The following is a 21,303-nucleotide window of genomic DNA, read 5'->3' as shown; positions in this document are numbered from 1 at the left end:
GTCGATCATCATTCAATATTCCGCCCGGTGAACATGACGATCGACGCCCCGATAGATGCCGCGCCGCCGCGTGTCCCGGTCGCCTCCCCCATCGCCAGCCTGCTGACGGCGCCGATCCTGCCGACGCTGCTGCGGCTCGCGATCCCCAACATGATCGCGATGGTCGGCAGCACGCTGGTTGCGATCGCCGAGACCTCCTATATCGGCCGGCTCGGCACCATTCCCCTCGCCGCGATCGCGCTGGTATTTCCGTTCGCGATGCTGACGCAGATGATGAGCGCGGGCGCGATGGGCGGCGGCGTCTCCTCCGCGATCAGCCGCGCGCTCGGCGCCGGGGATCGGGACCGCGCCGCGACACTGGCGCTGCATGCCGCCATCATCGGCCTCTGCGGCGGGCTTTTCTTCACAGTGATGATGCTCGTGTTCGGCCGCTCCTTCTTCGCGCTGCTCGGCGGCCGCGAGCGCGTGCTCGAAGAGGCCAGCGGCTATTCGCAGGTACTGTTCTCCGGTGCGGTCGCGATCTGGCTCGTCAACACGCTGGCCTCGGTGATCCGCGGCACCGGCGACATGCGGCTGCCTTCGATGACGCTGATCGGTGCGAGCGTGCTCCAGATCGCGCTCGGCGGCAGCCTGGGGCTCGGGCTGTTCGGAGTTCCGCAATACGGTATGCCGGGTGTCGCGAGCGGTCAGCTGATCGCGTTCAGCTGCGCCGCGATCTTCTTTCTCTGGTATCTCTTGTCCGGCCGCAGCAGGTTGCAGCTCGACGTCCGCGCCTTCCATTTCGAGCGTGGGATGTTCCTGGACATTCTCAAGGTCGGCGCGGTGGCGTGTTTGTCGCCGCTCCAGACCGTGCTCACCATCCTGATCTTCACGAAAATCCTCGCGACGTTCGGCACCGAGATGCTGGCAGGCTACGGCATCGGCTCGCGGCTGGAATTCTTGCTGATCCCGATCACCTTCGCCTTCGGCATCGCCTCGGTGCCGATGGTCGGCATGGCGGTCGGCGCCGGACATTTGAAGCGCGCGCGGCGCGTGGCCTGGACCGCGGCGGCGGCCTCGGGACTCACCGTCGGCCTGATCGGCCTCGTGATCGCGCTCGATCCGTCGCTCTGGGTCGCGCTCTTCACGCGGGATCCCGGCGTCACCGCCGCCGCCCACAGCTATTTCCGCTGGGCAGGTCCCGCCTTCGTGTTCTTCGGCATCGGCGTGTCGTTGTACTTCTCCTCACAAGGCGCGGCGCGCGTCGGCGGGCCCGTGCTCGCCTCCACTGCGCGGCTCCTGATCGTCGCGATCGGCGGCGTCAGCCTCATGACGGTGCAGGCGCCGGCCTGGACCTTGTTCGCTCTGGTCGGCGGCGCCATGGTCGTGTTCGGGCTCTTGACCGCCGGCTCGGTCGCCTTCGTGCGCTGGGGCAAATGAGCGCAGGCAGAAGGCGCAGGCAAGTAAACGCAGGAAAGTGATTCCATCCAGCGTTGCACTATCCTGCCGGGCTGCTATGGAGGCGCCTCATTTTTCGGGGGCTCTCTCCATGTTCAGCAGATTCGCGCGTTCCTTCGTCGTCCTGGCTGCGCTGCTTGGCGCGACTGCCGCGCATGCGCAGAGCGCCGACGGGACCTGGCTCACCCAGGCGGGCGATGCGCGCGTGAAGATAAACAAATGCGGCGGTGGCATCTGCGGCCACATCGTCTGGCTGCGCGAGCCCATGGACACCGCGACCGGCCAGCCCGCGACCGACAGTAAGAATCCCAATCCGGCGCTGGCCCGGCGTCCCATGATCGGCCTGCCGCTGTTCAGCGACATGCAGCCGTCCGCTCCGAACAAATGGTCGGGCCAGATCTACAATGCCGACGACGGCAGCACCTATGCGAGCAGCGTCACGGTGACATCAGCGGATTCGCTGCGTGTCGAAGGCTGCGTCGGCGCACTCTGCGGCGGCGAAACGTGGACGCGTGCAGGGCGCTAGACTAGCTCGCCGCCATCATCGCCTTCAACGCCGTCGCCGCCGAGGCATAGCCGCCCCGCGCGCCATCGATGAAGTGGACGTGGTCGCTGCGCAGCGCCGAGGGCGTAAAGCAGGTCATCATCGCCGCGTCCTGCTGGTAGAGGCCGTAGCGCACGATGCCGTCGCGCGCAGCCGCAGCGAGACGATCGCTGAGGGCGCGTTCGAGCTCCGGCGTACAGTCGAGGATCATCCGCAATCCGTCATCATACTTCCTGAAGTCCGAGTTCTCGACCACCTGACGCTTGTAGACGCTTGGCACGAAGCCGCCGACCTTGAGGTCGAAGCGCATGATCAGATAGGCGAACAGCGTATAGGCCAGCACGCCGGCGCGGCGCGCGAGCAGCGGGCCGCCGCGTCTGGTGCGGGCTTCGTAATCCAGCCCCTGCGGCGGCCATTTCAGGGGCGGCCCCTGCGGCGGCACCGGGCGGCCGCCATCCGGACTGCGCTCGACGAGGTGGATGACGTCCTCGATCACCTTGCGGAAGGCCAGCGGATCGGCGCCGCGTGCCGGCATCACCAGCACCGACAGGATCAGCCCACGTGAGGCCGGCATCACCTCGAAGCGGCAGGACAGGCCGGAGAGATCGGGCTGCGTGCCGTCGGGCGCTTCGGTCACTGCGAACTCGCCGCGCTTCATGGCGGCATCGGCCCAGGCGAGGCCGCCACCGGAGAACATTGCATAGGACAAATTGGCCGACGGACCGAAGCGCGCGACGCGCACGTCGAGGCCATGCGCGCGGATGGCGCTGACCGGCACCAGGGCGATACGCATCTTCAGATCGAGATCTTCCCGCACCCAGGTCGCGGTTGCCGCCAGCGCGTCACGGGCAAGCTCGAGATCGTGAGGCGCGACCGCAAAGCTCGCGCCGTCGCCGCCGAAGACGAAGGGGAATTCGCGTCCCTCCAACGCGTTCGTCACCGCCGCGATCACGGCGGCGCCGGCCACGTTCACCGCCTTGTAGCGCTGCGCCGCGATGGCCTTGGTCGAATCGACGATGTCGGCAACGCCGATGCTCCAGTCGTCCGGCAGCGGCGAATACAGCACCGGATCCATCAGGCTGGTGAAGCCGCGGAAGACCGGAATGCCGCCGTAGAAGGATTCGCCTGATGTCATCGGGTGATGCCGGATGGTTGGGAGGGCGCGCTGCGAAACAGATACGTGGCAGGATCGATCCGGGTTCGCCGACCGACCCTCCGCGGCGTCCCGATCATTGGCCGAAATGGAGCCGGACAACAAGCTCGCACCGCGATGCAATGCCGCAGTTCGTCATTGATCGGCATCAAACAGCACGCCGCAAATGGCGTTTACTCTCGATTTAGCGAAAATGATTGTGCGGGATTATCGAAGTGTCCGACTTCGGCAACATGGATTCGACCTCACCCGTCCGCCGGCGTACCGGCCTCGATGCGGTCAGCGCGGTAGAGATGCCGGAAAGGCTCACTGCCGCCGTCGATGCCTGGGCAGAAGCCCGCCAGCTGTCGCGCTCCGATGCAATCTGCAAGCTCGTCGAATTGGGGCTGAAGATCGCGCCTGCCGAACCGGCATCAGCGCAGGCGCTCATATCGGATGCCACGACGATCGAGGAAATCGCCGTGCACGAGATCGAAGCGCTGCTCGATCCCGCATTGCCGGCAGACGAACGCGAGCGCCGCATCCGCCGCCTCACCGAGGGGCCGCCGGAATTTTCAAAGCAGCGGATCGATCTGCCGAAGCATCGGACGTGAGGACCTAATGCAGCTTCTCGTCCTGTCGCTTGCGCACCGTCGATGCGGGGACGTCGTGGCAGCCGACCAGTTGCACGAATTGCTGCGGATATATTTCGTTGCCGTGATCGCCGGAATTCTGATGCGACATCGGTTGGCAAGGGAGATCGTCGGGCCTCAAGCGAGACTGCTCTGCTGATGGCCGGCCCAGGTTCGAAGCGGTCATGGACTGCTCCCCGTTGATTAGGGCAGATCGATTGACGTAACCCAACCGATTGCGGGGACATCTTACGACCAAATCCGGTGAATTCAAATTGAGCCGGATCAACTCGATGTTGGTGGCAGAGTTCCGCTACGCCGTATTCCCCGCGTCGATCGTGAACACGGTGCCGGTGACGTTTCGGCCGCCCTCGCTGAGGAGATATTCCACCATGCGCGCGACGTCGTCGGTCTCGGGCAGGCGACGCAGCGCGCTACGGCCGGCGATGCGCTTGCGGCCCTCGTCGGAGAGATTGTGCGTGAGCTCGGTGTCGATGAATCCAGGCGCGATCGCGTTCACGGTGATGCCGAGTTTGCCGACCTCGCGCGCGAGCGAGCGGGTGAAGCCGGTGGCGGCGGCCTTGGTCGCGCCGTAGACGGAGAGGCCGTTATAGCCGGTGGTGGCGATGATCGAGGAGATGTTGATGATGCGCCCCGCACCATCCGCCATCATCTGCCGCGCGACATACTTGGTCAGGATGATCGGCGACAGCACGTTGAGCTGCACCAGCGCCTCGATCTCGGAATTGTGCATGGTGGCGAGCAGGCCTTCGGTGCCGAGCCCGGCATTGTTGACGAGACCGTAGATCGGGCCGAACTCGTCGCGGACCAGCTTGGCAAAAGCCGGAATCGCGTCGATCACCGCGAGATCGCAGGCGCGGAAATGCAGGCGCCCCTCGGACTCGGCGATCGCCGCCTTGAGCTCCTCGCTCTCGCGCCGCGCGGCCGCGATCACGTTGAAGCCGGCGCCGACGAGGCGCCTTGCGATCGCAAGGCCAATACCGCGGCTGCCGCCGGTGACGAGGACATTATGCATCGGTGCGCGCCAGTTTGCCAGCCGGAGTGACGTCGAGCGCCGCGACGAAGCGGATCACCGCCGGCACCTTGTGCGAGGCGAGCTGCGCGCGGCACTGATCCAGGATCTGGTCGCGGATCTCCTTCGCCCGCGCGGGATCGGAGCCGTCGGCGAGGATGACGTCGGCGACGACGATGCCGCCGGTGATCGGGCTGCGGCGAGATTTGGCCCGCGACATCCGCACGTCGGGATGGCGGTTGATCACCGCCTCGATCTCCTCGGGGTGGACCTTCAGCCCGCCGATGTTGATGATACCGCCGCGGCGGCCGACGAAGTAATAGCGGTCACCGCGCAGCTCGACGATGTCGCCGCTGTCGACAAAGCCGTCCGCATCGGTGAGGGCAGCAGCGTTGCGGCCGACATAGGCATGTGCCGTGCGCGTCGAGCGGATGCGCAGCGAGCCGTCGACTACCTTCATCTCGACGCCATTGCGGTTGCCGAGATAGTTGGCCGGAAAGCCTTCCAGCCCGTCATTGACGGCGAAGCCGACGCCGGCCTCGGTCGAGGCGTAGGCATGACCGACGGAGGAATTGGGGAATGCCGCCTTCAGGCCGTCGAGCACGGCCTGGTCAGCGATCTCGCCGGAAAGACGAACGTAGCCCGGCGCGAACTGCGCGGCCGAACCGCTCATCAGGAGCTTGCGCCAATGCGAGGGCGTTCCGGAGATGTGCGACACGCCACGCGCATTCAGCCGTGCGACGTGGTCCGCCAACGCCTCATGCGGGTCCGACAGCACCATGGAGCCGCCGGAGAGGATGGCGCGGAGGAAGATTTGCAGACCGCCATAACGGCGGATGTCGTAGAACGTCGCCCACACCGGCGCAGGTCCGCGCGCGGGGCCTTCAGCGACGATCGCGCCGGTGAGTGCTTCCAGCGTGTGCCCGACGATCTTCGGCACGCCCGACGTGCCCGAAGTCAACATCAGCCATTCGGTGGCACGTTCGGTCTTCGTCGGCGCGGTGATTTGAAGCGGCAATTGCGCGGTGACGACCAGCGGCACGCCGGTCTCGGTCCAGCGATCGGGCTCGTCGGTGACGACAGCATCGATCCCGGCATCCGCGATCAACGCGTCCAGATGCGCCGGATTGAGATCGGGCGGACACAGCAGCATGCGACGGGCAATGCCGTCGAGCTCGATCATGGCAAGGCCAGACCGGAGCTGGTCGGACAGCCTGAGCAGTACGCAGCGGCCGGACAATTCGCGCAGGCGGCCGCTCAGGACCGTCTGCGACAGGATGTCCGTCAGCGACACGACATGGTGCGCGTCGGAGAGCGTGCGGTCCTTCAGCTCCGCGCCGAGATGGTCGCGAAGCGCAAAGATCTCACGCGGGGACATTTTCGTAGGCTCGCACGAAATCGCCCACGGTGGCGGGGAACGCTGCGTCCTCGGAAATGGTGAAGGGGTCGACGCCGGTCTCGTCCTCGAGACGCGCGACGAGGATCGCGAAGGCAAGCGAGTCGAAGCCCGTCTCATGCAGGGATAAATCGTCGGAGAGCGCGGGAAGCGTGACGTGCTGCTCCTTGGCGATCTGCTGGATCGCTTCAATGACCTTAGACCTTACCGACATGGCTGGCTCGCTTTTCATTATCGTTTGTGTTGCGGCGGCTCTTGATGACCGCCTCCCCGTGACCGCTTATTTACCCGACAGAGGTAAATGGCTTCTTGGACAATTCAGATAAAATTGGACCTATCTCCGTATTTTCGCGGCGTTACAGCCGGATTCTGCCGTCGTTGATCCGCATACAGGCCTCGGTATCCAGCGCGACATAAGCGCCGGATTTCGGATCGAGCATGAACAGCGGATCGGAGATCGTGGTGGGATCGAAGCCTTCGAGGGCCAGATCACCCTTCTTCTGCTTGAAGGTTTCGGTCGCATCGAGCTCGCAGGAGATGCGGATGAAAACGGGACGCGCATAGACCGGCAGGCGCTGGGCGAGATGAGCCGGCAGCGCAGCCATGTCAAAGCCTTCGTTCACCACGATCGCACTCATGCCGGCGCGACCGTCGGTGCCGGGGATGCTGACGCCATAGGTGGTGGCGTCGACTACGCCGGCGAAATCGCGCACGGCGTCGTTCACCTCCGAGGTCGCGACGTTCTCGCCCTTCCAGCGGAAGGTGTCGCCGATGCGATCGACGAAATGGAAGAAGCCCTTGTCGTCGAGCCGCATCAGATCGCCGGTGCGAAACCAGGCATCCCCCCGGGCAAAGACGTCGCGCAGGATCTTCTTCTCGGTCTCCCCGGCGTCGGTGTAACCCTCGAAGCGGCCACCGCCTTCGTCGGCCAGGCCAATACGACCGATGGCTTCGCCCGCCTCGCCGCGGGCGGAGGCGATGCAGAAGCCGCCGTCGTTACGCAGCGGCAGGCCGCTGTCGGGGTCGAGCTTGACGAGGCTCGCCGGAAAGCGATGCGCGAGCAGCGGCGGAATCCGGCCGATCGCGCCCGGCTGGCCCTCGACGTTGAACAGCGAGAAATTACCTTCGGTCGCGGCATAGAATTCGAGGATGCGGGGAATGGCGAAGCGAGCCTGGAAATCCTCCCAGATATCCCCGCGCAGGCCGTTGCCGCAGACGAGCCGCAGGCGATGGCGGTTCTCGTACTCCGAGGGCGGCGCCTTGAGCAGATAACGGCAGAGCTCGCCGATATACTGGAACAGCGTGCAGTCATGCCGGACGATGTCGGACCAGAAATGCGAAGCCGAAAACTTCTCCGCAATCGCCACCGACCCGCCGGCGGCCAGCATGCTGCAGGGCGCGACGATGCCGCCGACCGAGTGAAACAGCGGCAGACAGTCGTAGAGCCGATCCTGCGGCGACGCGCCTGTGAGGCCGGCGAACCAAAAACCCCAATTGAGAATGCGGCGGTGACTGATGCTGGCGGCCTTGGGCAGGCCCGTGGTGCCGGAGGTATAGATCAACAGGGCACGGTCGTTGATCGTGACGTCGCCATGCTCGTCCGGCGAAAGAGAGGCATTGTCGAGCGCCGCCAGCGCGACGTCGATCGCGAGTTCACTGCGGGCGTCGCCATGGGTCCAGACTTTTGCCTGGGTCTTCAGATGCGGCGTTGCGCCCTCCAGCAGCTCCGCCAGTTCATGCGCGACGATGATATGCGAGGGCTTCGCGACGTTGATGCAGTGCGCGAGCGACTGTCCCACGAGCTTGGTATTGAGCAGCGCGACCACGCCGCCGACCCGGCTGATGCCCAGCCAGGCCGCGACATAGTCGATGCCGTTCGGCAGGATCAGGGCGACGGTGTCGCCCTTGTCCACACCGACCGAACGCGCCCAACGCGCATAGCGGTTGATCCGTTTCGACAAGCCTTGGTAGTCGAGCGTTGTTTCGTCTGCGATCAGCGCGACTCGGTCGGGCTGACGCTGCGCCCAATCGTCGACGATATCGGCGAACAGGCGGCCCGGCAGCGTCTCGATCCGGGCGGTGAGCTCGATGGCCCTCAGCCAGATCTTTGAAGCCGACGGCGCGCGTGCGGCTTTCGGCTGCGCGATGACGCCGGTGATCATGTCGTTCATTCTTTCGGGCCGTGTCCGCTTGTTGCAGCAGCTTAGCCCGTGCTTCCTGCCCAGATGTTAAGAGACAAGGTAAAACCCGGTTAGCTCTCGATTAACTCCAGTCATCCTTGGCCGCGGAGACCAACCGTTGGCGCAAGGTGGCGGAGCCGGGGCAGGAAGGAGTAGCAGCCGGACCTGCTTGCGGGGCGCCCGAACGTCCCCGAATATCGCAGCCGGGATCGCTAGTGCACTTTCTTGTGACGCCGACGCGGGGGCGGCTGTTCGTTGAAGGCATAATAGGGATTGACGTCGCACGTCGCGGCGAGGCCCGAGGCGGTGGCGCGGCATTGCTCCAACGAGGTGAAGGAGCAGTCGAAATAGTCACCACCCCCGCCACCGAAGCCGCCGCCCGTGTAGCGGTGCATGCAGACGGGATAGTTCGGATCGTACCTCTGCGCGCTGGCATCTGCCACGCCCAGAAGCGTCGCAATCGCGGTAAGGGTCAGGATCGACAGGCGCATCGGATATTTCCTCAAATCGGTGACGGCGGCATGTGTTATGCCATTTCGATATGGCACAACAACGCGGAAGAAGCGATTGTTCCTGTTCATACCTCTCTCGCTTGTGACATGCCTCGAAACGGATGAGACACCGCGCCGCAACGCTACAAAGCGAAAAAGCGCTCCGTTCCTGACCTGCACTGAACGCATATCTCGCGACAGCATGCCTTCGACAAAGGTTGCAAGCATTTGCAGCAGGAATCCGTTCGCACGCTGGTGCGAACGGACTAGTCTTTCGATCACAACGCTGGCCCCGGACCGACGACGTTCCGGAGCAATCAACAAACATATGGGCTGAGGGAAACGCACATCCGCGCTCGGGCTCTCGGGCGCGACTCCGCTGCGCGGGTGAAGGTGCGCTGGCCACTCGATGGTTTCAGGCATGCAAGAGAGCATCTCGTCTCCGTTCATCCGCTATCCGATCGGCACCTCGCTGCTGATGGCCGGCATCCTCTTCGTGGGCCTCGTGGCCTACCCGCTGCTGCCGGTCGCACCGCTGCCCCAGGTCGATTTTCCGACCATCCAGGTGTCCGCGTCACTTCCGGGCGGCAGCCCCGAGACGATGGCATCCTCTGTGGCGCAGCCGCTCGAGCGCCAGCTCGCGCAGATCCCCGGCATCACGCAGATGACCTCGACCAGCTCACTCGGCTCGGCCGCGATCACCATTCAGTTCGCTCTCAACCGCCTGATCGATGCTGCCGCCAACGACGTACAGGCCGCGATCAACGCGGCGAGCGGCCAATTGCCGAAGAACCTGCCCTCGCCGCCGACCTACCGCAAGGTCAACCCGGCGGATTCGCCGATCATGATCTTGTCTGCGACCTCGGACACGCTGCCCCTGACCACGGTCAGCGACCGCACCGACGCCCAGCTCGCGCAGCAGATCAGCCAGCTTCCCGGCGTCGCCCAGGTGTTCGTCGGCGGGCAGCAGAAGCCCTCGGTGCGCATCCAGATCGATCCGGCCAAGCTGGTCGCCAAGGGATTGTCGCTGGAAGACGTCCGCAGCCAGATCGCGATCGCGACCGCGGACAGCCCGAAGGGCAGCATCGACGGTCCCAGGCGGGCCTATACCATTTACGCCAACGACCAATTGCTCGAGGCCGCGCACTGGAACGACATCATCGTTGCCTATCGCAGCGGCGCCCCCTTGCGTATCAGCGACATCGGCGAGGCCGTGGCAGGGCCGGAGGACATGAAGACCGCAGCCTGGGCCGACGGCAAGCGCGGCGTGTTCCTGGTCATCTTCAAGCAGCCTGGCGCGAACGTGATCGACACTGTCGACCGCATCAAGGCGAAACTGCCGCGGTTGATCGCGGCAATCCCGCCTGCGATCAAGATCAAGATCATCAGCGACCGCACCATCACCATTCGTGCCGCGGTCGAGGACGTTCAGATCACGCTCATGATCACCATCGCGCTCGTGGTGATGGTGATCTTCATCTTCCTGCGCAGTTTCTGGGCCACGATCATCCCGAGCATCACCGTGCCGCTGGCGCTGCTGGGGGCTTGCTCGCTGATGTGGGTGGTCGGCTATTCGCTGGACAATCTCTCGCTGATGGCACTGACCATTGCGGTCGGCTTCGTGGTCGACGACGCCATCGTGATGCTCGAGAACATCACGCGCTATGTCGAGCAAGGCGAGAGCCCTATGGCCGCCGCCTACAAGGGCGCGGCCGAGATCGGCTTCACCATCGTCTCGATCAGCATTTCGTTGGTCGCTGTGCTGATCCCGCTGCTGCTGATGGGCGGCATCATCGGCCGGCTGTTCCGCGAGTTCGCGGTGACGCTGGCGATGGCGATCTTCGTCTCGCTGGTGGTGTCGCTGACCCTGACACCGATGATGGCCTCGCGTTTCCTGCGCGCCAACCACGAGGCGCGGCATGGCCGCTTCTACCAATGGAGCGAGCGGATGTTCGATCGTCTGCTCGGCGCCTACGAACGCGGACTGGACCTCGCGCTGCGTCACAGCTTCGTCACGCTCTGCATCTTCTTCGGCACCATCGCGCTTTCGATCGCGCTGTTCATCCATATCCCCAAGGGGTTCTTCCCCCAGCAAGACAACGGCTTCCTCACCGCCGTATCGGAGATGCCCCAGGACATTTCTTTCACCGAAATGAAGCGGCGGCAGGAGCAGCTCAACGCCATCGTGCAGGCCGATCCTGCCATCGATTCGATCGCGATGTTCATCGGCGGTGGCGGCACCGCACTGAATTCGGGCCGCATGTACATTACGCTGAAGCCGATCGCGGAGCGCGACGCCAACGCGCAGCAGATCATCGCGCGGCTGCGGCCGAAGCTCGCCGAGGTCGAAGGCGCACGCCTCTATATGCAGGCCTCGCAGGACGTGCGCCTCGGCGGCCGCGCCACCCGCACGCAGTTCGAGTTCACGCTCCAGGATGCCAATCTCGCCGAGCTGAACGAATGGGCGCCGCGAATCCTGGCCCGCATGAAGGAGCTGCCGCAGCTCCGCGACGTCGCCACCGACCAGCAGACCGAAGGCACGACGCTGCAACTCACGATCAATCGCGACACCGCGGCCCGCTACGGCATCCAGCCGCAGCTGATCGACGATACCCTCTACGACGCGTTTGGCCAGCGCCAGGTGGCACAATATTTCACCCAAACCAACACTTACCGCGTCATTCTTGAGATCACGCCGGCCCTGCAAGGCAAGCTCGACACACTCGACAGGCTCTACGTCAAGTCGCCACTGACCGGCGATCAGGTGCCGCTTTCGGTCATCTGCACCTGGACCAACGAACCGGTGCGACCGCTCGCGATCGCCCACCAGGGCCAGTTTCCCGCGGTGACCATCAGTTTCAACCTCGCGGAGGGCATAGCGCTGGGACAGGCGACCGACGCGGTGCTGCGGGCGGTCGCCGAGATGGGCGCGCCGCCGACGCTGGCGACGAGCTTTCAGGGCACGGCGCAGGCGTTCCAGCAATCGCTCGGCACCGTGCCGATGCTGATCCTCGCCGCACTCGTCGTGGTCTACCTGGTGCTGGGCGTGCTCTACGAGAGCTACATCCACCCGCTCACCATTCTCTCCACACTGCCGTCGGCCGGTGTCGGCGCGATCGCGATCCTGATGATCTCAGGCTTTGATTTCAGCCTCATTGCGCTGATCGGCGTCATCCTCCTGATCGGCATCGTCAAGAAGAACGGAATCATGATGGTGGATTTTGCCATCGCCGCGGAGCGCGAGCGGCATTTGACACCGGAACAGTCGATCCGCCAGGCCGCCCTCCTGCGCTTCCGCCCGATCATGATGACGACGATGGCGGCCCTGCTCGGAGGGGTTCCCTTGATGCTGGGCAGCGGAACCGGCGCCGAGATCCGCCAGCCGCTCGGCTATGCCATGGTCGGCGGTCTGGTGGTGAGCCAGGCGCTGACGCTGTTCACGACCCCTGTCGTCTATCTCTACCTCGACCGCTTTTCCAACCTGCTGTCGCGCTGGATGGAAGGGAAGCCGCAGGTGGAGGCGGAGGCAGCCAGCGCCAAGAAGGATGCGGCGGAATAGTCAGGACGACGCCACAGGTTCCGTCATCGCGAGCCAACGGGTCCGCGCGAGGCGCGGCCCGATGACAGGCTCCGCGAAGCAATCCAGGGCCGTCTCCGCAGGGACGGTCTGGATTGCTTCGTCGCTTCGCTCCTCGCAATGACGAGCCTTGGGAAGCAGGGCCTCCCGCCTATCCGCCGAGCCCCTGCAGTACCAGCCGGTTCAGCCTCGCCGCAAACGCGGCCGGATCTTCCGGCAATTCGCCGTCCAGGATCTGGGCCTGTTCGAGCAGCAACAGGCTGAGATCGTCGACCGTCTTCGAGCCGGCCTGCGCCTTGGTGATCGCCGTCACCAGCGGATGGCGCAGATTGATCTCGAGGATCGGCTTGGTCTTCATGCCGCGGTTCTGCTGCGCCAGGAGGCGCTCGAGCTCGCGACTCGGGCCCTGGCTGTCGGCAACCAGGCAGGAGGCGGAGCTTGTCAGCCGCGTCGAGGCCTTGACGTCGCTGACACGCTCGCCGAGGGCGGCCTTGATCACCGCGATGGTAGCGGCCTCGTCAGCGGCCGGCTCGTCTTTCTTCGCTTCGTCCGTCTCGTCGAGCCGCGGGATCAGGTCGAGATTGAGATCGCCCTGGCTCAGCGATTTCAGCGGCTTGCCCTCGAACTCTGAAGGCATCGAGGTCCAGAAGGCATCGACGGGATCGGACAGCAGCAGCACCTCGATGCCGCGCGCGGTCGCGGCCTCGAGCCGCGGATTGGACTTCAGGCGCTCGATACTGTCGCCGACGAGATAATAGATCTCGGTCTGGTTCGGCTTGAAATCGGCGATCACCTGCTTCAGCGATCGCTTCTCGCCCGACGTCGTGGTGAAACGCGACAGCGCCAGCAGCTTCTCGCGGCGTTCGAAATCCTCATAGATGCCTTCCTTCAGCACCGCGCCGAAGGCGTCCCAGATCTTGGCAAAATTCTCCGGATCCTTCTCGGCGAGGCCCTCGAGCTCGGACACGACGCGGGTCGCCACGGCCTTGCGGATCTGCGCGAGCTGCGGATTGTTCTGCAGCATCTCGCGGGAGATGTTGAGTGGAAGATCCTCGCTGTCGACGACGCCACGGATGAAGCGCAGGTAGCCCGGCAAGAGGTCAGCGTCATCGGTGATGAAGACGCGGCGGACGTAGAGCTTCACCCGCCCCTTGCGGTTCGGCTCGAACAGGTCGAACGGTTTCGTCGACGGCGCGAACAGCAGCACGGCGTAGGAATAGCGGCCCTCCGCGCGGTAGTGCAGCGTCATCGCGGGATCGTCGAAGGCGGAGGCGATCTGCTGGTATGCCTTCTTGTAGTCCTCCGCCGTCAGCTCGGACTTCGAGCGCTGCCACAGCGCGCTCGCCGAATTGATCTGACGCGGCTCGCCCTCACCAGACACGAGCTCGATGGGAAACAGGATGTTGTCGGAATAGGCCCCGACGATGCGCTCGATCTCGTAGGTCTCGAGATATTTCTTGGCGTCGTCCTTCAGGTGCAGGACGATCTCGGTGCCGCGCGCCACGCGTGCCGCGTCCTCGTCGCTGGCACGGGCGATCTCGAATCCGGAGCCGCCCGAAGAGGTCCAGGTCCAGACATCGCTTTCACCGGCGCGGCGGCTGACCACGACGATCTTCTCGGCGACCATGAAGGCGGAATAGAAGCCGACGCCGAACTGGCCGATCAGCCCGAGGCCGTCCTTGGCCTCCTTCAGTTTCGACACGAACGCCTTGGTGCCGGAGCGGGCGATGGTGCCGAGATGGTCGATCAGCTCTTGCCGCTCCATGCCGATGCCGTTGTCGGAGATGACAAGCGTTCCGGCCGTCTTGTCCGGGATGATGCGGATCTTGAGCGCGTCGCCCTCGCCCAGCAGCGCCGGACTTGCGATCGCCTCGTAGCGCAGCTTGTCGCAGGCATCGGAGGCGTTGGAGACGAGCTCGCGCAGGAAGATGTCGGTCTCCGAATAGACGGAGTGCACCATGAGGTGCAAAAGCTCGGAAACTTCGGCCTGGAAAGGCTGCGTATGCACAGCCGTGTCTGACGTCGTCATGCGTTTACCCGGTCAAAACGAAGGGGAAGAAACCCGGGATATAACGCGAGGGGGCATGGGATCAAGTGGACGTGAAGGATCGTCCTCCCGCCGGGAGGACGATTTGTCCGGCGACCTGAGCAGATCAGGTCACGCAGCGGCCGGGCTGGAGCAGTTTTGCGACTTCGGTCAGGGAGCTGACCATCGGCTCGCAGGCGATCGTCGGCTTTTTGCGACCCTGCTTCTGGTTCTGATTCTGGAGCAGCACCGGCGGCTTGGCATTGCCGGTCTCGATCACCGCGGGGACCCGCAGCAACACTGACGTGTCGGCGAGGTCGTTCAGCCGCATCGATACGGTCCGGGTGGGAACTGCTGCCTGCTTGATCTCGGCAAGGCGGTCGGCCTTGCCGGCACGATTGACGTTATGGCTCGGCGCTAAGTTTGAGCTGTGGCTGGGTATGTCGGCGACCGCCTGCCAGCGGTCGGCCAGATCGTGGCCCGAGGCCAATTGCACCGCGCCGAGCGTTGCGGCAATCGCGATGGCGCCCAAAAATACCTTTTGAAACTGTGACATGGCTGTCGATCCCTCGCCCCATGGCGATCGCGGGAACAACGCTGGCGGAGGATCAGGGGTTCTCAGCTGTCATGATCACTTAACCGTGTGCGAAAAAAGTCGTGGGCCTGCAAAATAATTCGCAAGCCGTGGAACGAGTCCGGCGGCTGGGAGTCGTCTCAGCAGCCGGCTATTCCCCCCTGCCCCATAAGCCGGCGACGTAGGGCGCGACTGTGGTGATGCCAGTCGCGCCTTACTTTTTTCTGGGGGTCACTTTGCTTCGCGTTATTTCGCCTTCCCCGCCAGCCAGTCGCGGCCTTCGCGATAGAGCTTCTCGACCTCAGGCCCGGTGAGGCCCGGCATGTCGCGCTTGACCTTGTAGCCGATCAGCTCCTGCATATAGGCGAGGTGGCGGTAGCCTTCAGGGAGCGCGGCGAGTGTTTTCTGGTCGAGCTGAAGTGTCGCAGCGGGATCGACCGGATCGATCCGGTCCTTCTCGTAGATCGGCTGGCGGCGGACGATGCCCCATCTGCCAACACCTGATTGGTCATGCCGCTTCTCCAGGAAATCGTAGAAGCGCCCGGTGCAGACGACGTCGCAGAGCACGTCGTGCACCAGGGCCCGCTGCGAGATCGTCATCTTAGTCTGGGCGATGGCCCGCACGCCCTCGAGGTCGATGCTGGTGCCGCCGAGGAAGTGCAGGATGCGCACGCCCCTGGCGAACCCCTCCTGGCTGACGCGCATGAAATCCCGCGCCGGTCCCTGAAACCAGGTGGCGGACATCCAGCCCTCGTCATGCCAGACCGTGGCAAAGCGCTCCCAGTCGCCGGCGTCGCGCCACACCGCCCAGTTCTCGACGAGGTCGCGGATGGCGAGGCGATCGAGCAGTTGCGGGTCCATGGGCAAATCTCCGATTGGATCGAGGCACGAGGTATGAGCGGCGAATTCGATGCACGTCAAGCAGAGCTGACGAGCATGAAAAATCCGGCGTGCCTTGCAGCACGCCGGATCAGTAGAACTCAGGCTGCAGCTTCTTACGCCGCCGGCGCCTTCGGCGCGCGGTTGCGCGAATTGCGCTGGAAGAACAGCGCCTGGCTCGCGACCGCCGACACCATTGCGGGCTGGAACGGTTTTGAGATCAGGAACGCCGGCTCGGGGCGCTCGCCGGTGAGGAAGCGCTCGGGGTACGCGGTGATGAACACCACTGGCACCTCGAAGGTGCGGAGCAGCTCGTTCACGGCGTCCAGACCCGACGAGCCGTCGGCGAGCTGGATGTCGGCGAGGATCAGGCCGGGCCGCTTGTTCTTGGCCAGCGCCACCGCATCGGCATGGGTGCGCGCGACGCCGACGACGTTGTGGCCGAGATTTTTCACCAGGCTCTCGAGGTCCATGGCGATGAAGGTCTCGTCCTCGATGATCAGCACGTCGGTGGCGATCTCGGCCGCCATCTCGCGTCCCGCGGCATCCGCGAGCCGCCGCGTCTCGGCGACGTCAGTGCCGAGGATGAAGCCGACTTCCTCCTCGGAAAATCCCTCGAGCGAGAGCAGCAAAAAGGCCTGCCGCGGCAGTGGCGTGATGTTCGACAGCCGCCGCTCCGGCGGCATCGGCAGCGTCGTCACCTCGGCATCGTCATTGACGGAAACGGAATTCCAGATCTGGGTGAACAGCCGGAACAGGCCAGCGCGCGGCCCGTGGCTCTCGTCGAGCACCGACGGATCCCCCAGCATGGCTTCCAACATGGCTGCGACATAGGCGTCACCGGAGGCCTGGCTGCCCGTCAGGGCGCGTGCGTACCGGCGCAACAACGGCAAGTGTTCAGCAACAAGCTGTGAACGGGACATCCCCACTCCATTCATCTTCGGGCCAACCTAGAAGACAGGCGTTACGCGGGGGGCCCGGGTTCCCCTGCTTGGCTGACTACGCCGCAGCCCAAGAAAAGTTCCGTATTGGGGGGAACTTTTTCTCGAACCTGGAATTGAGCCTATCCAGGGAACGGCTCCCGGTTGAGAAAAATTCTCGATTTTGCAGTCACTTAACTCGGGGAAACGTGGAACAGGTCATGAAAGATCTCAAGTCTCAAGCCAGCAAAAGCACGACCCCCGGCAAGGGAGGGCTCACTCCGGAGATCCAATCCCGGATTGGGCATCAGCTGCGCGCCATGTACGACGACGTGGTGCGGCAGGGGGTTCCGGATCGGTTCGCGGAGCTGATCAAAAAGCTTGATGCGCCGGGAGCGACGCCCCAAGTGGAAAATGGTGGGGGATCCAACGACAACAACAATGGGAGGGATTAATGCCTCTCACGGACTCCCTGCGTAACGACATCCTGGCGGCCGTGCCGAGCTTGCGCGCGTTCGCCATCTCGCTCAGCGGCAATGCGGACCGCGCCGACGATTTGGTGCAGGAGACGCTGCTCCGTGCGCTTGCCAACATCGATTCGTTCCAGCCCGGCTCCAACCTGCCGGCGTGGCTGTTCACGATCCTGCGCAACCTGTTCCGCTCCGATTATCGCAAGCGGCGGCGGGAGGTCGAGGATGCCGAAGGCAACTACGCCAAGACGCTGAAGACGCAACCGTCGCAAAACGCGCATCTTGAGTTCGAGGAGTTTCGGACGGCGCTCGACAAGCTTCCGCAGGACCAGCGTGAAGCGCTGATCCTGGTCGGCGCCTCCGGCTTCTCCTACGAGGACGCGGCCTCGATCTGCGGTTGCGCAGTCGGCACGATCAAGAGCCGCGTCAACCGCGCCCGCTCGAAGCTCGCCGCACTGCTCTATGTCGAGGGCGCTGAGGACTTCGGCCCGGACGAGACCGTGCGGGCCGTGATCGGCGGCAGCGGCGGCTGACGGCCGGCGCCATCAGGTTCGAGACAACATGAAGGCGGCCGCTTCCGCGGCCGCCTTTGCTTGAGTGCGAAAAACCGATGGCGCCAAGCTCGCGGCGCCGGTCACTCGTCCACGAAGGTCACGGTATCAGCGACATTGGCCCGCGAGGTGCGGTAGCTATTGACCTTGTGGGTGTGGTCGGCATAGCCGAACGAGATGCCGCAGACGACGCGGCGATCGTCGGGCAGGTTGAAGTGGCGGCGGATCAAACCGGAGTGCCTCGCGAGCGCCGCCTGCGGAATGGTGCCGAGCCCGAGCGCCTGCGCGGCCAGCATGAAATTCGAGACATAGGCGCCGCAATCGATCGCGCCGTAGATGCCGAGCGGCTCGTTGGTGTGGATGACGGCCACGTGGGGTGCGCCGAAGAAATTGTAGTTCTCCAGCGCCTGCCTGGCGTAGGCGGCTCTGTCTCCGCGGGCGATGCCCAGCGTGTTGTAGAGCTGGAAGCCGCTCTCGCGCCGGCGCTCGAGATAGACGCCGACATATTCGCGCGGCGGCGTGAAATCGTAGTCGTCGCCGAGACCACCCGCGGCCTCCTTGTAGATCGCCTGGCGAAAGCGCTCCCTGGCCGCGCCGCTGGCGATGACGACCTGCCAGGGCTGGCTGTTGCACCATGAGGCCGTGCGCTGCGCGGTGGTCAGCACGTGCTCGATGGTGGCGCGGTCGACCTCCCTCGGGAGGAAGGCGCGGACGGAGTAGCGCTCGTTGAGAAGCTCTTCGAGCACGCCGATGCGGTCGTCTTGTTTCACTTTAGCATCCATGGATCAGCTCGCGCCCTTCTGGTAGGGTGGGCAAAGGCGCATCGCGCCGTGCCCACCGACAGACTTTCCCCGGCGCATCTGCATATGGTGGGCACGCTTTGCTTTGCCCACCCTACGAGATGCAGCGAGAGGCTGGATCACCGCCCCTTGGTCGGGATCTTGTTATACGGAACGTCCTTGTCGACGCGAATGTCGCCCGGAAGACCCAGCACCCGCTCGGCGATGATGTTGCGCAAGATCTCGTCGGTGCCGCCGGCGATGCGCATCGAGGGTGAGGACAGCAGCATCTGCTGGAATTGGCCCTGCACCGTCTCCTCGTCGCCGCCGGTGAGAACACCGGCCGCGCCCTGGAGGTCCATGGCGTAGGTCGCGATGTCCTGGAGCATCATGCCCGACACCAGCTTGCCGATCGAATTCTCCGGGCCCGGCCGCTCGCCCTTGGACAGCGCCGAGATCGCGCGATAGCTGGTGTATTTCAACCCGCTCGATTTCACCGCCCAGCTCGCGAGCTTCGAGCGCACGGCGGGATCATCGATGGCAAGCCCGTCCTCCAGCATCAAGCTGGAGCAGAACTCGAACATTTCAGGCACGCCGGTCGCAAGCCGCGAGCCGATCGACATGCGCTCATTCATCAGCGTGGTCAGCGACACGCTCCAGCCCTCACCGACGGCGCCGAGACGCTGGCTGTCCGGAATCACCACGTCGGTGAAATAGACCTCGTTGAACTCCTGCATGCCATTGGCCTGCTTGATCGGGCGCACCTCGACGCCTGAGCTCTTCATGTCCAGGAAGAACATTGTGAGGCCCTTGTGCTTGGGCACATCAGGATCGGTGCGCGCGATCAAAAGGCCGTAGTCGGAATAATGCGCGCCCGAGGTCCAGATCTTCTGGCCGTTGACGACCCAATTGTCGCCCTTCTTCTCGGCGCGCGTGCGCAGGCCCGCGACGTCGGAGCCAGCCGACGGCTCGGAGAACAGCTGGCACCAGATCTCCTCGCCTGAAGCCAGCTTCGGCAGATATCGGCGCTTGGCGTCCTCGCTGCCGAACGCCATCACGGTCGGGCCGCACATGCCCTCGCCGATCTGGAACGGCTGCGTCAGCTTGCCGTAGACGCCCTCCTCCTGCTGCCAGATCACGCGCTCGATCGGCGTCGCGCCGCGACCACCATACTCCTTCGGCCAGTGCAGGCAGGCCCAATTGCCCTCGAACTTCTTCTTCTGCCAGGCCTTGCCGACATCGACCATGTCATGCTTCGCAAGCTTGATGCGGCCGAGCGAGGATTTTGACAGCTCCTGCTCGAATTCCTTCGGTGCGTTAGCGGCGACCCATTTGCGCGCGGTCTCGCGGAATGCGGCTTCCTGCGGGGTGTCGTCGAAATTCATGGCGGACCTCTACCCTCTTCCCTTGGTCGGGATCTTGTTGAACGGCATGTCCTTGTCGACACGGATGTCGCCGGGCAGGCCCAGCACCCGCTCGGCGATGATGTTGCGCATGATCTCGTCGGTGCCACCTTCGACGCGGGTGCCCGGCGCCCGCAGCAGCATCGCCTGGAAGCGGCCGGCGAGCTCGGCATCCTCGCCGCTGACCACGCCGCTCGCGCCCTGCAAGTCCAGTGCGTAGGTCGCAACGTCCTGGATCATGGAGCCCGCCACCAGCTTACCGATGGAATTCTCCGGTCCCGGCCGCTCGCCCTTCGACAGCGCGGAGATCGCGCGCATGCTGGTGTATTTCAGGCCGCTTGCCTTCACCGCCCAGTTCGCCAGTTTCGAACGCACCGCGCGATCCTCGATCGCCGGGCCGTCGTCGAGCATCAGACTGGAGCAGTATTCAAACAGTTCGGGGAAGCCGGTCGAGACGGCCGCGCCGATCGCGCTGCGCTCGTTCATCAGCGTGGTGAGCGAAACGTTCCAGCCGTCACCGACCTCGCCGAGGCGTTGATGGTCGGGGATGCGGACGTTGGTGAAATAGACCTCGTTGAAGTCGGAGGCGCCGCTCGCCTGCTTGATCGGCCTGACCTCGACGCCCGGGCTTTTCATGTCCAGGAAGAACATGGTGAGGCCCTTGTGCTTGGGCACGGTGGGATCGGTGCGGGTGAGCAAGATGCCGAAGTCGGAATAATGCGCGCCCGAGGTCCAGATCTTCTGGCCGTTGATGATCCAGTCGTCGCCGTCCTTCTCGGCCCGCGTGCGAAGCCCTGCGACATCCGAGCCGCCGGCCGGCTCGGAGAACAGCTGGCACCATACCTTCTCGCCGGACGCGAGTGGCGGCAGATAGGTACGCTTATGCTCCTCGCGCGCGAATGCCATCATGGTCGGCCCGCACATGCCGTGGCCGATGATGAACATGCGGGACAACTGGCCGAACGGCCCTTCTTCCTGCTGCCAGATCACGCGCTCGATCGGTGACGAACCGCGGCCGCCATACTCCTTCGGCCAGTGCAGGCAGGCCCAGCCGGCGTCGGCCTTCTTCTTCTGCCAGGCTTTTGCCACTTCAAGGATGTTGGCGTTCTTGAGCACCGTGCGGCCGAGCGAGGATTTGCGCAGCTCGTCCTCGTACTGCTTGGGCGCGTTCGCACCGATCCACGCGCGGGCGGTGGCGCGGAATTCGGCTTCCTGCGGGGTGTCGTCGAAGTTCATGGTGCTCTTCTCTCCGTCATTCCGGGGCGCGCGCAGCGCGAAC

Annotated in this window: 20 protein-coding genes; 6 read left to right on the top strand and 14 right to left on the bottom strand. The window is 64.5% G+C overall.

Annotated elements, in window-relative coordinates:
• The first annotated feature begins 33 nt into the window (after positions 1 to 33).
• Entirely contained in the window at positions 34 to 1,419 is a 1,386-nt protein-coding gene (locus NLM27_RS37400) for an MATE family efflux transporter (protein WP_254148021.1), read from the top strand.
• Between the two features lie 109 nt (positions 1,420 to 1,528).
• Positions 1,529 to 1,963, top strand: a complete 435-nt coding sequence (locus NLM27_RS37395) for a DUF2147 domain-containing protein (protein WP_254148020.1) — start codon at positions 1,529 to 1,531, stop codon at positions 1,961 to 1,963.
• Between the two features lies 1 nt (position 1,964).
• Here the strand turns inward: NLM27_RS37395 and NLM27_RS37390 are convergent, their stop codons facing one another.
• On the bottom strand, positions 1,965 to 3,116 hold the full coding sequence (locus tag NLM27_RS37390) for a DUF3095 domain-containing protein (protein ID WP_254148019.1): 1,152 nt from the start codon (positions 3,114 to 3,116) through the stop codon (positions 1,965 to 1,967).
• Positions 3,117 to 3,340: 224 nt separating this feature from the next.
• On the opposite strand from NLM27_RS37390, the gene NLM27_RS37385 reads away from it, so the two are divergent.
• Complete coding sequence (locus tag NLM27_RS37385; protein ID WP_254149024.1) at positions 3,341 to 3,727, top strand: hypothetical protein; 387 nt, start codon at positions 3,341 to 3,343, stop codon at positions 3,725 to 3,727.
• A gap of 4 nt (positions 3,728 to 3,731) precedes the next feature.
• Here NLM27_RS37385 and NLM27_RS37380 read toward each other — a convergent pair whose 3' ends face one another.
• From NLM27_RS37380 to NLM27_RS37355, 6 genes are all read right to left on the bottom strand, one after another.
• Positions 3,732 to 3,932 carry a hypothetical protein gene (locus NLM27_RS37380; RefSeq protein ID WP_254148018.1) on the bottom strand — a complete coding sequence of 67 codons (201 nt, stop codon included), beginning with the start codon at positions 3,930 to 3,932 and terminating at the stop codon, positions 3,732 to 3,734.
• 126 nt (positions 3,933 to 4,058) lie between these two features.
• Positions 4,059 to 4,781, bottom strand: a complete 723-nt coding sequence (locus NLM27_RS37375; RefSeq protein WP_254148017.1) for an SDR family NAD(P)-dependent oxidoreductase — start codon at positions 4,779 to 4,781, stop codon at positions 4,059 to 4,061.
• Positions 4,774 to 6,156, bottom strand: a complete 1,383-nt coding sequence (locus tag NLM27_RS37370) for a class I adenylate-forming enzyme family protein (protein ID WP_254148016.1) — start codon at positions 6,154 to 6,156, stop codon at positions 4,774 to 4,776. The genes NLM27_RS37375 and NLM27_RS37370 overlap by 8 nt, the downstream gene beginning before the upstream one ends.
• Positions 6,143 to 6,388, bottom strand: coding sequence for an acyl carrier protein (locus tag NLM27_RS37365; protein ID WP_015688794.1), 246 nt, complete (start codon positions 6,386 to 6,388; stop codon positions 6,143 to 6,145). The genes NLM27_RS37370 and NLM27_RS37365 overlap by 14 nt, the downstream gene beginning before the upstream one ends.
• A gap of 142 nt (positions 6,389 to 6,530) precedes the next feature.
• Positions 6,531 to 8,345 (bottom strand): long-chain-acyl-CoA synthetase, encoded by a 1,815-nt coding sequence (locus tag NLM27_RS37360; protein ID WP_254148015.1) that lies wholly within the window; start codon positions 8,343 to 8,345, stop codon positions 6,531 to 6,533.
• 221 nt (positions 8,346 to 8,566) lie between these two features.
• Positions 8,567 to 8,845, bottom strand: a complete 279-nt coding sequence (locus NLM27_RS37355; protein ID WP_254148014.1) for a DUF3551 domain-containing protein — start codon at positions 8,843 to 8,845, stop codon at positions 8,567 to 8,569.
• 421 nt (positions 8,846 to 9,266) lie between these two features.
• Here NLM27_RS37355 and NLM27_RS37350 point away from each other — a divergent pair, with 421 nt between their 5' ends.
• Positions 9,267 to 12,404: an efflux RND transporter permease subunit gene (locus NLM27_RS37350; protein WP_254148013.1), complete on the top strand. Its 3,138-nt coding sequence runs from the start codon at positions 9,267 to 9,269 to the stop codon at positions 12,402 to 12,404.
• 169 nt (positions 12,405 to 12,573) lie between these two features.
• Here the strand turns inward: NLM27_RS37350 and htpG are convergent, their stop codons facing one another.
• The 4 genes from htpG to NLM27_RS37330 form a co-directional block, all read right to left on the bottom strand.
• The gene (htpG, locus tag NLM27_RS37345; protein WP_254148012.1) at positions 12,574 to 14,451 is read right to left on the bottom strand and encodes a molecular chaperone HtpG; all 1,878 of its coding nucleotides are present in this window, start codon (positions 14,449 to 14,451) and stop codon (positions 12,574 to 12,576) included.
• Positions 14,452 to 14,575: 124 nt separating this feature from the next.
• Complete coding sequence (locus tag NLM27_RS37340; protein WP_254148011.1) at positions 14,576 to 15,004, bottom strand: hypothetical protein; 429 nt, start codon at positions 15,002 to 15,004, stop codon at positions 14,576 to 14,578.
• A gap of 264 nt (positions 15,005 to 15,268) precedes the next feature.
• Positions 15,269 to 15,883 carry a nuclear transport factor 2 family protein gene (locus NLM27_RS37335; protein ID WP_254148010.1) on the bottom strand — a complete coding sequence of 205 codons (615 nt, stop codon included), beginning with the start codon at positions 15,881 to 15,883 and terminating at the stop codon, positions 15,269 to 15,271.
• A gap of 134 nt (positions 15,884 to 16,017) precedes the next feature.
• Positions 16,018 to 16,824 (bottom strand): response regulator, encoded by an 807-nt coding sequence (locus NLM27_RS37330; protein ID WP_028157780.1) that lies wholly within the window; start codon positions 16,822 to 16,824, stop codon positions 16,018 to 16,020.
• 218 nt (positions 16,825 to 17,042) lie between these two features.
• Here NLM27_RS37330 and NLM27_RS37325 point away from each other — a divergent pair, with 218 nt between their 5' ends.
• Positions 17,043 to 17,276 carry a NepR family anti-sigma factor gene (locus NLM27_RS37325; protein WP_007597239.1) on the top strand — a complete coding sequence of 78 codons (234 nt, stop codon included), beginning with the start codon at positions 17,043 to 17,045 and terminating at the stop codon, positions 17,274 to 17,276.
• Complete coding sequence (locus NLM27_RS37320) at positions 17,276 to 17,824, top strand: sigma-70 family RNA polymerase sigma factor (RefSeq protein WP_008543571.1); 549 nt, start codon at positions 17,276 to 17,278, stop codon at positions 17,822 to 17,824. Before NLM27_RS37325 ends, NLM27_RS37320 begins: the two co-directional genes overlap by 1 nt.
• Before the next feature lie 101 nt (positions 17,825 to 17,925).
• Here the strand turns inward: NLM27_RS37320 and NLM27_RS37315 are convergent, their stop codons facing one another.
• From NLM27_RS37315 to NLM27_RS37305, 3 genes are all read right to left on the bottom strand, one after another.
• Positions 17,926 to 18,624, bottom strand: coding sequence for a nitroreductase (locus tag NLM27_RS37315; protein ID WP_254148009.1), 699 nt, complete (start codon positions 18,622 to 18,624; stop codon positions 17,926 to 17,928).
• Between the two features lie 137 nt (positions 18,625 to 18,761).
• The gene (locus NLM27_RS37310; protein ID WP_254148008.1) at positions 18,762 to 20,006 is read right to left on the bottom strand and encodes an acyl-CoA dehydrogenase; all 1,245 of its coding nucleotides are present in this window, start codon (positions 20,004 to 20,006) and stop codon (positions 18,762 to 18,764) included.
• 9 nt (positions 20,007 to 20,015) lie between these two features.
• The gene (locus NLM27_RS37305) at positions 20,016 to 21,260 is read right to left on the bottom strand and encodes an acyl-CoA dehydrogenase (RefSeq protein WP_254148007.1); all 1,245 of its coding nucleotides are present in this window, start codon (positions 21,258 to 21,260) and stop codon (positions 20,016 to 20,018) included.
• Between the last annotated feature and the right edge of the window lie 43 nt (positions 21,261 to 21,303).

Source organism: Bradyrhizobium sp. CCGB12 (genome assembly GCF_024199845.1).
Lineage (GTDB): Bacteria > Pseudomonadota > Alphaproteobacteria > Rhizobiales > Xanthobacteraceae > Bradyrhizobium.
The sequence above is the reverse complement of the archived record's forward strand: the minus strand, read 5'-3'. Positions and strand labels throughout refer to the sequence as shown.

Excerpts from the sequence above, each read along its gene's own strand:
- NLM27_RS37400 (WP_254148021.1), top strand. The coding sequence starts at position 34 with ATGACGATCGACGCCCCGATAGATGCCGCGCCGCCGCGTGTCCCGGTC.
- NLM27_RS37325 (WP_007597239.1), top strand. The coding sequence starts at position 17,043 with ATGAAAGATCTCAAGTCTCAAGCCAGCAAAAGCACGACCCCCGGCAAG.
- NLM27_RS37355 (WP_254148014.1), bottom strand. The coding sequence starts at position 8,845 with ATGCGCCTGTCGATCCTGACCCTTACCGCGATTGCGACGCTTCTGGGC.
- NLM27_RS37365 (WP_015688794.1), bottom strand. The coding sequence starts at position 6,388 with ATGTCGGTAAGGTCTAAGGTCATTGAAGCGATCCAGCAGATCGCCAAG.
- NLM27_RS37305 (WP_254148007.1), bottom strand. The coding sequence starts at position 21,260 with ATGAACTTCGACGACACCCCGCAGGAAGCCGAATTCCGCGCCACCGCC.
- NLM27_RS37315 (WP_254148009.1), bottom strand. The coding sequence starts at position 18,624 with ATGGATGCTAAAGTGAAACAAGACGACCGCATCGGCGTGCTCGAAGAG.
- NLM27_RS37330 (WP_028157780.1), bottom strand. The coding sequence starts at position 16,824 with ATGTCCCGTTCACAGCTTGTTGCTGAACACTTGCCGTTGTTGCGCCGG.
- NLM27_RS37310 (WP_254148008.1), bottom strand. The coding sequence starts at position 20,006 with ATGAATTTCGACGACACCCCGCAGGAAGCCGCATTCCGCGAGACCGCG.
- NLM27_RS37380 (WP_254148018.1), bottom strand. The coding sequence starts at position 3,932 with ATGACCGCTTCGAACCTGGGCCGGCCATCAGCAGAGCAGTCTCGCTTG.
- NLM27_RS37360 (WP_254148015.1), bottom strand. The coding sequence starts at position 8,345 with ATGAACGACATGATCACCGGCGTCATCGCGCAGCCGAAAGCCGCACGC.
- NLM27_RS37395 (WP_254148020.1), top strand. The coding sequence starts at position 1,529 with ATGTTCAGCAGATTCGCGCGTTCCTTCGTCGTCCTGGCTGCGCTGCTT.
- NLM27_RS37335 (WP_254148010.1), bottom strand. The coding sequence starts at position 15,883 with ATGGACCCGCAACTGCTCGATCGCCTCGCCATCCGCGACCTCGTCGAG.
- NLM27_RS37320 (WP_008543571.1), top strand. The coding sequence starts at position 17,276 with ATGCCTCTCACGGACTCCCTGCGTAACGACATCCTGGCGGCCGTGCCG.
- NLM27_RS37350 (WP_254148013.1), top strand. The coding sequence starts at position 9,267 with ATGCAAGAGAGCATCTCGTCTCCGTTCATCCGCTATCCGATCGGCACC.
- NLM27_RS37370 (WP_254148016.1), bottom strand. The coding sequence starts at position 6,156 with ATGTCCCCGCGTGAGATCTTTGCGCTTCGCGACCATCTCGGCGCGGAG.
- htpG (WP_254148012.1), bottom strand. The coding sequence starts at position 14,451 with ATGACGACGTCAGACACGGCTGTGCATACGCAGCCTTTCCAGGCCGAA.
- NLM27_RS37340 (WP_254148011.1), bottom strand. The coding sequence starts at position 15,004 with ATGTCACAGTTTCAAAAGGTATTTTTGGGCGCCATCGCGATTGCCGCA.
- NLM27_RS37390 (WP_254148019.1), bottom strand. The coding sequence starts at position 3,116 with ATGACATCAGGCGAATCCTTCTACGGCGGCATTCCGGTCTTCCGCGGC.
- NLM27_RS37375 (WP_254148017.1), bottom strand. The coding sequence starts at position 4,781 with ATGCATAATGTCCTCGTCACCGGCGGCAGCCGCGGTATTGGCCTTGCG.